This window comes from Altererythrobacter chaiwopuensis (assembly GCF_054957735.1).
Window position 1 is genome coordinate 185,227 of the sequence record NZ_JBTXJF010000001.1, and the last position, 12,307, is coordinate 197,533.

The window sequence follows — 12,307 nt, forward strand, 5'->3', positions numbered from 1 at the left end:
GAGCGGACATGAGCGATACCCCCACCAAGGAACCGGGCCGCGCACGCGCCCTGCTCTCCACCGCCGATTTCAAGCTGCTGCGCCGCGCGCTCGAAAGCCACGCCCGCGCCACGGATGACCGTGACGAGCTGGCCAAGATCAACGCGTTGCACCACCGATTGGGCACATATAGCTGATCACAGATCCGGGGCACTCGCCTGCCCTGCACACATTCTCCTGGGGAGGAGAACACGGCCGTCGGAACGCCCCCCGTTCCGGCGGCCGTCACTTTTCCGCGATCACCAACTTTATGCAGCCATCCGGGCCAACGCCCACAGCTACATCCCGTAAGTCTTCACCAGCAGGATCGAAAGCGTGGCAACCATCAACAGCACCAACGGAACACCGGTGCGGATATAGTCTTTGAACTGGTAACTACCCTCGGACATGATCAGCATATTGGTTTGGTATGCGATCGGCGTTGCATAGCAAAGATTGCAGCCAAACAACACTGCGAGGATCAATGGCTCTGGCGGCAAGCCCAATTGGTTTGCAATGTTGAAGGCGATCGGAGTGCCCACTGTTGCCGCCGTGGCGTTTGACGCAAAATTGGTCAGGAAAGTCACGAACAGCATGATTACTCCAAGCACTGCCGCCGCCGGAAGATGTTGCAGCCCCAGCGACATCGTTTCGCCCAGCCAGGCAGCGGCACCACTGTCATCGATGATCCGCCCGATCGCTATGCTGGCAGCCACAAGCACAATGACCTTGCCTGAAAGTGCTCGTCCAACTCGGTCAAACTTCACACAGCCGGTCACGAACATCAGGATCGAGCCTGCCAGCGCAGAAATCGCAATCGGGAAAAGGCCGATCGATGCAGTGAAGACCGAGAAAAACATGATTGCTGCGGAAAGCACAGCCTTGGACTTGCGCGGCAGCTCCCGCGCGCCCTCAAGCATCAGAAGACTGTCGGCGTCGGCGAATTCTTGCAGGCTCTCAGGCAGGCCCATAACGAGGAGCACATCGCCTTCCGAGATGCGCAGGTCACCGCCTTCGCTATATTGATCGCGCTCGCCCATCAGCCTTTCGGGCCGGTGGATTCCGAGAACTGCGACCCCGTACAAATCCGCGATCCCCGATGTAGGTAACGTGCGATTGATAAGCCGGGAATCGGCCGTCACAGTCATTTCGACAACGGTAATGTCCTGCCCCTTGGCAGCAGATTCGCGCCGTATACGGTCAACCACCCAGCTGGGGGCAAGTTGGCCCTTCAACACGCGCACCGCATCCTCCAGTGCCTCGTGCGTGCCTGAAATGTGCAAGCGCTGTTGAGGTTGCAACGGACCGCCAGGTTGATCATGAAAAAGAATGTCATCTGACAGGCGCGGGACGATCGTCGCGATTTCCTCGCCTACAAGCGCACTCTCCGGCCCGATTCTGAGGCGGGTATGGAACCGGCGTTTGACGGACTTATCCGTTACGCTGTTGTCACCCAGCAGGCGCGGCATGACAAGCCATAGATAGGGCAGCGCCACGAGTGCCGCCACAAGCACAATCGGCGTATAATGAAACACACTCATCTGCGGCATGCCCAGGTCAACCGCAATCGAGACCACAAGGATGTTGGTGGAAGTGCCTATCGTCGTTGCCATGCCGCCGATCAGCACCGCGGCATTGAGCGGGATCAAAGTCTTGGAAGCGGGCATGGCACCCCGTGCAGCCAGCGCCACAAAAATGGGCATCAGCAGAACCAGCACCGGCGTGTCATTCACAGCCATGGAGAGGGTCATCGCAAGCAACAGCGAAACCAGCAGGCCCAGCTGCAGGTTAATCTTGAATACCCGCTCCAGAATGCGCGCTGCTGGTTCCAATGCACCGGTTACTACCAGCCCTCGGCCCATAATCATCAACGCGCAGATGGTGATCAGCGCATAGTGCCCGAAACCGGCGAAGGCGAGAATCAGGCCATCGGTCGGACGGGTGCCTTCGAGCGGGAAGAAATACAGCCCTACCGCAATCACAGCGATGGTCAGCAAGGAAATGATCTCGATCGGCATCCGCCCGCGAGCGAATGCGATGAACATGGCCACAGTGACCACCATCGCTGCCATGGCGTGGAAGGAAGGTAAGGCCAGCATCGCTAACCGTATGAATCCCAAAGCCAGGCCGAAATTACAAGCGCTTTTCCTGAGGGAGCGTTGCAGGTCGCCGTAACCATCCAATCGAACAGGCCGGCCAGGCAGCCTGGCAAGTGAGCTTGGTGCCTCTGGCCGGAGTCGAACCGGCACTTCCGAAGAAACTCGATTTTGAGTCGAGCGCGTCTACCAATTCCGCCACAGAGGCACTGTCACGGGAGCGAGGCGGATAGCCGCGCCATCGACAGTCTTCAAGTTTTCAATGCGCCCGCAAGCAATTTGTGCAACCTGGAGTGCAGCACGTCATTCGCAGCCAGAACCTGTGCTGCATGGATCGACTGCGATCGACCGCGAAAATCGCTCACGAAGCCGCCCGCTTCGCGCACCAGCAAGCAGCCGGCGGCCGTATCCCAATCGCTAAGTCCGGTTTCCCAAAACCCGTCAAACCGGCCCGCTGCAAGCCAGGCCAGGTCAAGCGAGGCGGCGCCAAAGCGGCGGATACCGGCAACATTGGGGCCGATCGCGGCGTAGATCTTCATCCATTCTTCCGCGTCCCCCGCTCCCTGGAACGGAATGCCGGTGGCAATCAGTGCTTCAGACAGGCGGGAACGCGCCGATACGCGCAGGCGGGCATCCTGCAACCAGGCCCCGCGCGACTTTTCTGCCCAGAATGTCTCATCCGTAATCGGCTGGTAGATCACACCCGCAGTCACCTCATCCCAGCCTGAACCATCCGGCTTGGGCTCCTGAACCGCAATCGAGATCGCAAAATGCGGGATGCCGTGCAGGAAGTTGCTGGTACCGTCGAGCGGATCGATGATCCAGCGCGGCTTGTTGGGATCGCCCTCGATAATTCCCGCCTCCTCCAGCACAAAGCCCCAATCGGGCCGTGCATGAAGCAGTTCATCATAGATCGCGCGTTCGGCGCGCATATCTGCCTTGGAAACAAAGTCAGCCGGCCCCTTGCGGCTGACCTGCAGGTGTTCGACTTCGCCGAAGTCACGCCGCAAACGGCCGCCCGCCTTGCGGGCCGCCTTTTCCATCACGCGAATGAGACCGGAATACATGGACATGGGTGTTAGCTGGCTTTCCCGACGTAGGACTGCTCGTACACGTCAACCACAATGCGCGTGCCGCTTTCAATATGCGGCGGAACCATTATGCGCACGCCATTGTCGAGCATCGCTGGTTTGTAACTTGATGAAGCGGTCTGTCCCTTCACCACTGCGTCGGCTTCGACGATGGTGGCCTCGACCTGCGACGGCAGGTCGACGCTGATCGGCTTTTCCTCCCACAGCTCAAGCGTTACCTGCATCCCGTCCTGCAGGAAGGGGCGTGCATCACCCAAAAGGTCGCTTGGCAGGTTGATCTGCTCGTAAGTGTCATTGTCCATGAACACCAGCATAGTGCCGTCTTCATACAGAAACTGGAATTCCTTGGTGTCGAGCCGCACGCGCTCGACCGTATCGGCGCTGCGGAAGCGCACGTTGGTCTTGCGCCCATCCTGCAGGTTCTTCATTTCGACCTGCATATAGGCACCACCCTTGCCCGGCTGGGTGTGCTGGATCTTGGCGACTTTCCAGATGCCGCCTTCATACTCAAGGATATTGCCTGGGCGAATATCGACGCCGCTGATCTTCATGGGTGCTAACCTTTTCAAGGAACCTGCGGGGCCGCGCCCCACGCATTGTTGCGCGCGCCCTTAGCCGAGGCGCGAACGCAGGGCAAGGCGGCTGGCGAGCAGCGAGAGAACATGGTAGCGCTTCTGGCCATGAAAAGATCTATCTTGCCCGTACTGTTTGCTGCTTTTGCCATTTCGGCCCCGGCACATGGCGAAATGCTCAAGACCATGCCGCACGGACCCTATGAATGCGCGCTACCAGGCAATGCCGCAGACACTGCATGGTTCCCCCTTGCCGAGCAAAGCTTCACCATTTCGCGCGCCTCGCGCTATCGCAACACCGAAGGGCGCGGCACTTACCTGCTCAAGGGTGACGAACTGACCTTTACCAGCGGGCCGAAGAACGGGCAGCGCCTGCGCCGGACTGGCACCAATGAACTGCGCCAGATCAACGACAATGAAAAAACTGGCCGCATGATCTGCGTTCGCGTGGGAAGTAACTACTGATCAGGTCCTGACGCCCGCTTGATCGCAGCGGCGAAATTGCGCACCGCCCGCGCCTCATCACCGCTCCACACAGCAGCTGACACAGCCAGGAAATCGGCACCTGCCTTGACCAGCGGCGCGCAATTATCGGGCGTGATCCCACCGATCGCGACGCAGGGAATTTCGAACAACTGGCTCCACCATTCGAGCAGTTCGGGCTCAGGCCTTTCGGCATCGCCTTTATCCTTAGTGGTCGAAGGAAAGAAAGCGCCGAAGGCGACATAGTCCGCGCCCGCCTCGCCCGCTTCCATCGCAAGATGGCGCGACGCATGGCAAGTCACCCCGATCTGCGCTTCACGGCCCAGTTCCTCGCGTGCCTGCTTCGGCGAACCATCGCCCTGCCCCAGATGTACCCCGTCCGCCTTGATGCGTTTGGCAAGTGCCACGCTGTCATTGACGATAAAGGCCACATCGTGCTCGGCGCAGATTGCCTGAAGCGGTGCGGCCAATTTTGCCGCCTCGTGCTGGTCGAATCCCTTCACCCGGAACTGAAATGCCGCGACCAGCCCCGCGCCCACATCAAGGGCGCGCGTCAAACGCTCGGGAAAATCGCCAGTCACGTCGGGCGGCGAAATGAGGTAAAGCTGAGTCATGGGCAGGAGATCGTTCATGCTGCGCTCAATAACGTTCCGCAATGATTGCGCAATGCATCGCTGCAAGCTGCTCCTATCACTCGCCGCAATGCCACTTGCAGCCTGTATGACGCCGCAGGAACCGCCTGGCTGCCGGCAATTCGATTGCATAGCCATTGGCGAACAGCAACGGCTGGCACCCGGCCTTGCCGCACGGCCTATCTCGGTCAAGGAAGACAGCCGCTGCCCGATCGAGGCTGAATGCGTCTGGGCTGGCCGCGTGGTGGTCGAAACCGAGCTTGAGCTGGGGCACGAGGTGATCACGGTCTTGCTCGACAGCAGTGAACCCATGCATATCAACGCCGGGCTTCTTTCGGTTGCGGAAGTTGCCCCCGACATGTCGACCCAATGGTCACCCATTGCGCCTGAACACTACCGCTTTGCCTTCCGCTTTGTGCCCGATTTGATGGACAATGAGCCGATGGAACAGACCGTGAGATGACCACCAATACTGTGCCAAGGCGGGATACTGGCCATTGCGCCACAGACTTTGGGCCAGCCCTAAGGTAACATCAGCCCAATCGGGAGGTCATCCTATGTCTGCATTTCTCTTTTCGAGCGCTGCCGCGATTGCTGCGGCCGCCAGTGCCCCTGTTACCAGCCAGGTCGCGATGTTCGACGAGGTCGAATTGCCTGCGGGGCTATCGCTCTACACTGTTGGCGTGCTCGACGACACGCGTTGCCCGGATCGCGAATTGTGCTTCCGCGAAGAGCGGCTGGTGGTAGCGACTGTGGTGATGGACGGGCGCAAGCGCACCGGTGTGGCGATGGAACTGGGCGTGCCGCTGCGCGTCTATGGCGGTTGGCTGACACTGGTCTCGACCACCGCCATGCCGCGCGAGAATGGCGCTATCCCGCTTGCGGAATACGGGCTGACCTATCTGTTCGAGCCTGACCGGTAAGATCGCCCCGCCGGGTCAGCCCGCAACTGAAGCCTGGTAAATCGCATCAATGGCGGCGCCCAGCGTGGCGTCGAACTCGGCGTCGCTCTGGCCCTTGCGCAGATCCTGCAACAAACCACGGCTGAAGCTGGCGATCATACCTTTGTTTTTCGCCAGATGTGTACAGGCATCCCCGGTCGAATAGCCGCCCGACAGCGCGACCACACGCAGCACGTTGGAATGCGCAATCGCCGGCGCGTACAGGTTGGGAACAGCCGGGATCGAGAGCTTGAGCATCACCTTGCGGCCTTCAGGCAAGGCGTCGAGACCTTTCATCACTTCGGCCAGCAGGATTTCTTCGCCCTGTGCACGATCGGCCGCCGTGATGTCATACTCGGGCTCGAGGATCGGCACGAGCCCACGATCGGCTATCCGGTTGCCATATTCGAACTGCTGCGCAACGATGGCCGCGATCCCGGCCGTATCAGCTGATTTGATCACCGAACGCATCTTGGTCCCGAACATTCCCGCCGCGACCGATTTGTCGAGCAATGCGTCGAGCTTTGTCATGTCCTTCATCAACTGGACGCCTTGGGCCTCGTCTTCCAGGCCCTGATCGACTTTGATGAATGGCACAACGCCGCGCTGCTTGAGTGCATCGGCAGTGGGCACGCCTTCGACCAGACCGTCCATCGTCTTCTCGAACAGGATCGCGCCGATCACCTTGCCGCTGGCAAAGCTGGGTGCGGTGATAACCCGGCTGCGCATGGCGTGGATCGCCGCGTACATCTCGTCATCGCCTGACCATTCGCTGTCTTCGACGCCATAGCCGCGCAGCGCCTTGGGGGTCGATCCGCCGGACTGGTCAAGCGCGGCGATGAAGCCATCGGCGCTGGCGATTGTTGCGGCCATCTGGTCGAAATTCATCTGGAAGGTCCTACCTTGAAGGTAAATTCATGCATACGAATGCACGCGCCCATAACGGCCGCAGCTTTGCGCTGCAACATCCCGAAAAAGAGATTTCGAAACTTATCTGCGGCCTTGGTCGTTTATCCCTTATGCAACAAAAGGGAATAGACATGCTGGACGACATCCAGAGCAAGCTTTGCGACAATAACCCGACCGATTTTGGCGATCTCAAAGCTCTCTTCATCAACTGCACACTGAAATATTCGCCTGAAACCTCGCACACCGACACTCTGATCGACATGTCGGCCGAGATCATGCGCCGCAATGGCGTGCAGGTCGAACGGATCCGGGCGAGCGATTACCAGCTCGCCTATGGCGTATATCCGGACATGACCGAGCACGGTGCGCAGCGTGATGACTGGCCACTTATGTGGCCCAAAGTAGCCGCTGCCGACATAGTCGTGCTCGGCACACCGATATGGCTGGGCGAGAAAAGCTCGGTCTGCCAGCTCATCATAGAAAAGCTATATGCCCACTCGGGCCAGACCAACGACAAGGGCCAGTATATCTTCTACGGCAAGGTGGGTGGCTGCCTCGTCACCGGCAATGAAGACGGTATCAAGCACGTCGGCATGGGCGTGCTCTACAGCATGCAGCACGTTGGCTTTACCATCCCGCCTCAGGCCGACGCAGGCTGGATCGGAGAGGCCGGCCCCGGCCCCAGCTTTGGCGACGAGCTTGACGACGGCTCACGCGCCGGGTTCGACAATGACTTTACCCGCCGCAACACCACCTTCATGACCTGGAACTTGATGCACATGGCGCGCATGTTGAAGGATGCCGATGGCTTGCCTGCTCATGGGAATTCGCGCGAGTTGTGGAACGAGGGCTGCCGGTTCGACGCGCCCAATCCCGAGCATCGCTAAACAGGGCGGTTTCAGCGCCGGCCTATTTCCAAAGCTGGAGATCGCGTATGGCAGGCGGCACCTCGGCATTCGTCTCCATGCGGGAAAGGCTACGTTCTTCAAGCATCCAGCGACGCCTGATCGCCGACTTGCACCAAAGATCGGTTAACCAGAACGGGCCAGACCATTCCAGCCTGCCTAATTTCAAGTCCAGGTCCACGCCGGCTGCAAACCATGCACATTTTCCGTGTTGCCGCACGAACACTTCGCGAAAGCGGAAACCGGTGCACGCGAAGGCTCCCTTGCTCGCCTCGGCAAAACTGGGCCTGTCGAGCAATTGCGGCCGATCGCTTCCAACTATCATCAGGAAATCACGCGACAGCAGTTTGCGCAATTCAGCCGCCTGGCGGTTCATCCAGGCGCGCATCAACTGGTTTTCAAGTGCTTCGATTGTCGCCGAGATGTCAGACACTGTTCAGGCCCGAAGTGCGGCGACGCCGGGCAATTCCTTGCCTTCCATCCATTCGAGGAAGGCCCCCCCCGCGGTCGAAACGTAGGTTATTTCACCCATCACGCCCGCATGCGCCAGCGCCGCGACGGTATCGCCGCCGCCGGCCACCGAGATCAGCGAGCCTTCCTGGGTCAATGCGGCAACCGTGCGCGCCAGTGCCACAGTCGCCTCGTCGAACGGGGGGATTTCGAATGCGCCCAACGGCCCGTTCCACACCAGCGTTCGGCAGGTCTTGAGCACATCGCCCAGCGCCTCGACCGCTTGAGGGCCGATGTCGAGGATCATTTCATCGGCGGCTACCTCGTGGACGTTGCAAGTGCGCAGGCTGGGCGGATTGGGTGCGAATTCCTTCGCCACCACCACATCATAGGGCAGATGGACCGTGCAGCCGGCTTGGTCAGCCTGATCCATGATCTTGTTTGCAGTCTCGGTGAGATCGTGTTCGCACAGCGATTTGCCCACATCCACCCCGCGCGCGGCGAGGAAGGTATTGGCCATGCCGCCACCGATGACGAGGTGCTGCACTTTGCCAACAAGATTTTCGAGCACGGCCAGCTTGCTCGAAACCTTGGCCCCGCCGACCACTGCCGCGACTGGAGGATTCGGCGCGCCCAATGCCACTTCAAGCGCGGTCAGTTCCTTTTCCATCGCCCGCCCTGCATAGGCAGGCAGCACATGCGCCAGCCCTTCGGTCGTGGCGTGTGCGCGGTGCGCGGCAGAAAAGGCGTCATTGACAAAGATATCGCCATTTTCGGCAATCGATGCCGCAAAACCCGGATCGTTCGCTTCCTCGCCCGGCCAGAAACGGACGTTTTCCATCAGCCCGATGTCGCCGGGTCGCAGAATACCGATGGCTTGCTGCGCCACTGGACCCGCGACCTCGGGGATGAACATGATTTCCTTGCCGAGCACCTTCTCGACATCGCCCTGCACCATGCTGGTAGACAGCACCGAGCTGCGCTGGCCGCCCGGCCTGCCGAAGTGCGCAAGCAGCAAGACTTTGGCCCCCTTGTCGCACAGCTCGATAATGGTGGGCTTGGCAGCCTCAACCCTCGTCACATCGGTCGCCGACCCGTCCTTCATCGGAAGGTTCAGGTCGACCCGAACGAGCGCGACCTTGCCGGTGAGGTCGCCAAGGTCATCCAGGGTTTTGAAAGCTGCCATTGCAATGGCTCCTTAAAGGAACTTCGCCATCACACCAGTAGTGTCAATCATGCGGTTCGAGAAGCCCCACTCATTGTCATACCAGCTGACGACGCGGGCCAGCTTGCCTTCCATTACTGCAGTTTCCAGGCTGTCGATGGTCGAGCTCGCCGGATAATGATTGAAGTCGCTCGATACCAGCGGCTGGTCGGTATAGTCGAGCACGCCCTTCAGCGGCCCTTCGGCAGCCGCCTTTAGCGCGGCATTGATCTCTTCCACGCTCGTGTCCCGACCCGGCGTGAACACCAGATCGACCATCGAAACATTCGGGGTGGGAACGCGCACGGACGAACCATCGAGCTTGCCCTTGAGCTCTGGCAGCACCAGTCCCACCGCGCGAGCGGCACCCGTGGTGGTTGGGATCATGTTGGCGGCACCCGCGCGTGCACGGCGCATATCCTTGTGCATCTGGTCAAGGATGCGCTGGTCATTGGTGTAGCTGTGGATCGTGGTCATGAAACCACGTTCTATCCCCACCGTTTCGTTCAGCACCTTGGCCATGGGAGCCAGGCAATTGGTAGTACAGCTGGCGTTGGAAATGATCACGTCATCCGCCGTCAGCGTGTCATGGTTCACGCCATATACGATCGTCTTGGAAACGCCCGTTGCGGGGGCTGAAATGATCACGCGCCTGGCGCCAGCGGCCAGATGCGGGCGGCTTGCTTCGTCAGACTGGAAGAAGCCGGTGCATTCCATCACGATGTCGATGCCCTGCGCGGCGTGCGGCAGGTTTGCAGGATCGCGTTCGGCCGTGACCTTGATGACCTTGCCATTGACGATCATTTCGCCATCGGCGGCTTCCACCGAGCCGGGAAAGCGGCCATGCGTGCTGTCATACTGGAACAACAGTGCATTGGACTTGGTGTCCGCAAGGTCATTGATCGAAACGAGCTCGAGATCGTGGTCGTCCCGCTCAAGTATAGCCCGCGCAACAAGCCGTCCGATACGTCCGAAACCGTTGATCGCAACCTTGGTCGCCATGGAAAATGCTCCTGATTAGCCGTTGAGTTTATTAAGTATCTTGGGGACGATCGCGTCCACGGTGAAACCGAACTTGGCAAACAATTCTTCCGCCGGGGCAGATGCACCGAAGCGGTCGATGCCGATGTTCAATCCGTCATTGCCCGTGTAACGCTCCCATCCGAAGGTTGTACCGGCTTCTATCGAAACCTTGAGGCAACCGGCGGGAAATACGTCTGCACGATATTCTGCAGGTTGTTCGTCAAACAGCTCGGTCGAAACCATCGAAACCACATCGGCGCCCACGCCCTGTTGTTCAAGGGCCTCGGCGCACTCAAGTGCGACATGGAGTTCGGAACCCGTTCCGATCAACACAACCTTGCGCGCTGCCCCGGCGCTCTTGAGGCGATAGCCGCCGCGCGCCGAGAGATTTTCGCCCGGCATCTCCAAGCGAAGCTGGGGCAGGTTCTGGCGACTCAGTGCCAGCACACTGGGGCGGCTGGTTTGCTTGAGCGCGATTTCCCATGCCTCGGCGGTTTCGACCACATCAGCCGGGCGCAGCACCAGCAAATTGGGCATGGCGCGCAGTGAAGCAAGGTGTTCGATCGGCTGGTGGGTCGGCCCGTCCTCGCCCAGCCCGATCGAATCATGCGTCATGACATAGATCGCGCGGACCTGCTGCAGCGCGGACAGGCGGATCGCGCCGCGCGCATAGTCGGTAAAGACCAGGAATGTGCCGCCATAGGGAATCACCCCACCATGCAGCGCCATTCCGTTCATCGCCGCCGCCATGCCGAATTCGCGGATGCCGTAATAGACGTAGCGCCCGCCGTAGTTTTCGGCAGTAAAGGCCTCGATACCGCCCGCCTTGGTGTTGTTGGAACCGGTAAGATCGGCGCTGCCGCCGATCGTATCGGGCAAAACCGGGTTGATCGCCCCCAGCGCCATCTCGCTGGCCTTGCGGGTTGCCACGTTCTTCGGTTCCGCAATAAGTGAGGCAACATAGTCCTTCATCGCATCGCCATCAGGCAATTCACCCGCCATGCGGCGAGTGAACTCTATCTTGTCGCCTGACGCCTCCAGTCGCTCGTTCCAGTCGCCATGAGCGGCTTTGCCGCGTTCGCTGGTGGCGCGCCAGTGTGTCAGGATACCGTCGGGAATGACGAATGGCTCAGCGTCCCAGCCCAGCTCTTTTCGCGCGGCAGCGATTTCGTCTGCCCCCAACGGAGCGCCATGGGTCGCGCTGGTGCCTTGCTTGTTCGGGGCACCCTTGCCGATCACTGTCTTGCAAGCCACCAGTGAAGGGCGATCGTCTGCCACCGCTTCGTCAATCGCGCGGGCAATATCGGCAAAATCGTGCCCGTCGCAGCTCGTTACATGCCAGCCGGTCGCCATATAGCGCGCCTTGATGTCTTCGCTGGTTGAAAGCTCGGTGCTACCGTCGATGGTGATGTCATTGTCATCCCACAGCACAATCATCCGACCGAGCTTCAGATGGCCAGCCAGCCCGATCGCTTCGTGATTTATGCCCTCCATCAGGCAGCCGTCGCCCGCGATCACCCAGGTGCGATGATCGACCAAGCCGTCACCGAACACAGCATTGAGATGCCGTTCGGCCATCGCCATGCCCACACCCATTGCCAGCCCCTGGCCCAGCGGGCCGGTGGTGCATTCAATTCCCGGCAACATGAAATTTTCCGGGTGGCCAGCGCAGGGGCTGCCCAACTGGCGGAAGTTGCGGATGTCCTCGATGGTCGGCTGTTCATAGCCAGAAAGATACAGCAGGCTGTAGATCAGCATCGAGCCGTGGCCCGCCGAAAGCACGAAACGGTCGCGATCGGCCCAATCGGGTGCGGATGGATCGAATTTGAGATATTTCGACCATAGCACGCTTGCGACATCGGCCATGCCCATCGGCATCCCGGGGTGGCCAGAGTTCGCAGCCTGCACGGCATCCATTGATAGCGCGCGGATAGCATTGGCCATGGGTTGGAGGCGGGCGGGATCAATGCTCATGCGCAAATT

At 59.9% G+C, this 12,307-nt stretch carries 14 protein-coding genes and 1 tRNA gene; 5 read left to right on the forward strand and 10 right to left on the reverse strand.

The window, feature by feature from the left end:
* The first annotated feature begins 8 nt into the window (after window positions 1-8).
* Window positions 9-176 (forward strand): hypothetical protein, encoded by a 168-nt coding sequence (locus tag ACX3VQ_RS00885; RefSeq protein ID WP_462572048.1) that lies wholly within the window; start codon window positions 9-11, stop codon window positions 174-176.
* A gap of 141 nt (window positions 177-317) precedes the next feature.
* Here ACX3VQ_RS00885 and ACX3VQ_RS00890 read toward each other — a convergent pair whose 3' ends face one another.
* The 4 genes from ACX3VQ_RS00890 to efp all read right to left on the reverse strand — a co-directional run bounded on the left by ACX3VQ_RS00890 (window position 318) and on the right by efp (window position 3,756).
* On the reverse strand, window positions 318-2,090 hold the full coding sequence (locus ACX3VQ_RS00890; RefSeq protein WP_462579078.1) for an SLC13 family permease: 1,773 nt from the start codon (window positions 2,088-2,090) through the stop codon (window positions 318-320).
* Window positions 2,091-2,237: 147 nt separating this feature from the next.
* Window positions 2,238-2,322 (reverse strand) — tRNA-Leu (locus tag ACX3VQ_RS00895).
* A 43-nt stretch (window positions 2,323-2,365) separates the two neighbouring features.
* Window positions 2,366-3,187, reverse strand: coding sequence for an inositol monophosphatase family protein (locus ACX3VQ_RS00900; RefSeq protein WP_462572046.1), 822 nt, complete (start codon window positions 3,185-3,187; stop codon window positions 2,366-2,368).
* Window positions 3,188-3,192: 5 nt separating this feature from the next.
* Window positions 3,193-3,756 (reverse strand): elongation factor P, encoded by a 564-nt coding sequence (gene efp / locus ACX3VQ_RS00905; RefSeq protein ID WP_462572045.1) that lies wholly within the window; start codon window positions 3,754-3,756, stop codon window positions 3,193-3,195.
* A gap of 129 nt (window positions 3,757-3,885) precedes the next feature.
* Here efp and ACX3VQ_RS00910 point away from each other — a divergent pair, with 129 nt between their 5' ends.
* On the forward strand, window positions 3,886-4,242 hold the full coding sequence (locus ACX3VQ_RS00910; RefSeq protein ID WP_462579079.1) for an elongation factor P: 357 nt from the start codon (window positions 3,886-3,888) through the stop codon (window positions 4,240-4,242).
* Here the strand turns inward: ACX3VQ_RS00910 and thiE are convergent.
* The gene (thiE, locus tag ACX3VQ_RS00915; RefSeq protein WP_462579080.1) at window positions 4,236-4,892 is read right to left on the reverse strand and encodes a thiamine phosphate synthase; all 657 of its coding nucleotides are present in this window, start codon (window positions 4,890-4,892) and stop codon (window positions 4,236-4,238) included. The two genes, ACX3VQ_RS00910 and thiE, sit on opposite strands and share 7 nt — an antisense overlap.
* Window positions 4,893-4,962: 70 nt before the next feature.
* On the opposite strand from thiE, the gene ACX3VQ_RS00920 reads away from it, so the two are divergent.
* Complete coding sequence (locus ACX3VQ_RS00920) at window positions 4,963-5,355, forward strand: hypothetical protein (RefSeq protein WP_462579081.1); 393 nt, start codon at window positions 4,963-4,965, stop codon at window positions 5,353-5,355.
* A 94-nt stretch (window positions 5,356-5,449) separates the two neighbouring features.
* Entirely contained in the window at window positions 5,450-5,815 is a 366-nt protein-coding gene (locus ACX3VQ_RS00925; RefSeq protein WP_462579082.1) for a hypothetical protein, read from the forward strand.
* Between the two features lie 15 nt (window positions 5,816-5,830).
* On the opposite strand, the gene ACX3VQ_RS00930 is transcribed toward ACX3VQ_RS00925, so the two are convergent.
* Window positions 5,831-6,721, reverse strand: a complete 891-nt coding sequence (locus ACX3VQ_RS00930) for a fructose bisphosphate aldolase (RefSeq protein ID WP_462579083.1) — start codon at window positions 6,719-6,721, stop codon at window positions 5,831-5,833.
* Between the two features lie 152 nt (window positions 6,722-6,873).
* Between ACX3VQ_RS00930 and ACX3VQ_RS00935 the strand changes: the two genes are divergently transcribed.
* Entirely contained in the window at window positions 6,874-7,629 is a 756-nt protein-coding gene (locus ACX3VQ_RS00935) for a flavodoxin family protein (protein ID WP_462579084.1), read from the forward strand.
* 22 nt (window positions 7,630-7,651) lie between these two features.
* Here the strand turns inward: ACX3VQ_RS00935 and ACX3VQ_RS00940 are convergent, their stop codons facing one another.
* Genes ACX3VQ_RS00940 through tkt form a run of 4 tightly spaced genes read right to left on the reverse strand, consistent with a single transcriptional unit; the run spans window position 7,652 to window position 12,298 of the window.
* On the reverse strand, window positions 7,652-8,080 hold the full coding sequence (locus ACX3VQ_RS00940) for a nuclear transport factor 2 family protein (protein ID WP_462579085.1): 429 nt from the start codon (window positions 8,078-8,080) through the stop codon (window positions 7,652-7,654).
* Window positions 8,081-8,083: 3 nt separating this feature from the next.
* The gene (locus ACX3VQ_RS00945; RefSeq protein WP_462579086.1) at window positions 8,084-9,283 is read right to left on the reverse strand and encodes a phosphoglycerate kinase; all 1,200 of its coding nucleotides are present in this window, start codon (window positions 9,281-9,283) and stop codon (window positions 8,084-8,086) included.
* 12 nt (window positions 9,284-9,295) lie between these two features.
* The gene (gap, locus tag ACX3VQ_RS00950) at window positions 9,296-10,303 is read right to left on the reverse strand and encodes a type I glyceraldehyde-3-phosphate dehydrogenase (RefSeq protein WP_462572034.1); all 1,008 of its coding nucleotides are present in this window, start codon (window positions 10,301-10,303) and stop codon (window positions 9,296-9,298) included.
* A gap of 15 nt (window positions 10,304-10,318) precedes the next feature.
* The gene (gene tkt, locus ACX3VQ_RS00955) at window positions 10,319-12,298 is read right to left on the reverse strand and encodes a transketolase (protein ID WP_462579087.1); all 1,980 of its coding nucleotides are present in this window, start codon (window positions 12,296-12,298) and stop codon (window positions 10,319-10,321) included.
* Between the last annotated feature and the right edge of the window lie 9 nt (window positions 12,299-12,307).

Excerpts from the sequence above, each read along its gene's own strand:
- ACX3VQ_RS00885 (WP_462572048.1), top strand. The coding sequence starts at position 9 with ATGAGCGATACCCCCACCAAGGAACCGGGCCGCGCACGCGCCCTGCTC.
- ACX3VQ_RS00890 (WP_462579078.1), bottom strand. The coding sequence starts at position 2,090 with ATGGCAGCGATGGTGGTCACTGTGGCCATGTTCATCGCATTCGCTCGC.
- ACX3VQ_RS00900 (WP_462572046.1), bottom strand. The coding sequence starts at position 3,187 with ATGTCCATGTATTCCGGTCTCATTCGCGTGATGGAAAAGGCGGCCCGC.
- efp (WP_462572045.1), bottom strand. The coding sequence starts at position 3,756 with ATGAAGATCAGCGGCGTCGATATTCGCCCAGGCAATATCCTTGAGTAT.
- ACX3VQ_RS00910 (WP_462579079.1), top strand. The coding sequence starts at position 3,886 with ATGAAAAGATCTATCTTGCCCGTACTGTTTGCTGCTTTTGCCATTTCG.
- thiE (WP_462579080.1), bottom strand. The coding sequence starts at position 4,892 with ATGAACGATCTCCTGCCCATGACTCAGCTTTACCTCATTTCGCCGCCC.
- ACX3VQ_RS00920 (WP_462579081.1), top strand. The coding sequence starts at position 4,963 with ATGCCACTTGCAGCCTGTATGACGCCGCAGGAACCGCCTGGCTGCCGG.
- ACX3VQ_RS00925 (WP_462579082.1), top strand. The coding sequence starts at position 5,450 with ATGTCTGCATTTCTCTTTTCGAGCGCTGCCGCGATTGCTGCGGCCGCC.
- ACX3VQ_RS00930 (WP_462579083.1), bottom strand. The coding sequence starts at position 6,721 with ATGAATTTCGACCAGATGGCCGCAACAATCGCCAGCGCCGATGGCTTC.
- ACX3VQ_RS00935 (WP_462579084.1), top strand. The coding sequence starts at position 6,874 with ATGCTGGACGACATCCAGAGCAAGCTTTGCGACAATAACCCGACCGAT.
- ACX3VQ_RS00945 (WP_462579086.1), bottom strand. The coding sequence starts at position 9,283 with ATGGCAGCTTTCAAAACCCTGGATGACCTTGGCGACCTCACCGGCAAG.
- gap (WP_462572034.1), bottom strand. The coding sequence starts at position 10,303 with ATGGCGACCAAGGTTGCGATCAACGGTTTCGGACGTATCGGACGGCTT.
- tkt (WP_462579087.1), bottom strand. The coding sequence starts at position 12,298 with ATGAGCATTGATCCCGCCCGCCTCCAACCCATGGCCAATGCTATCCGC.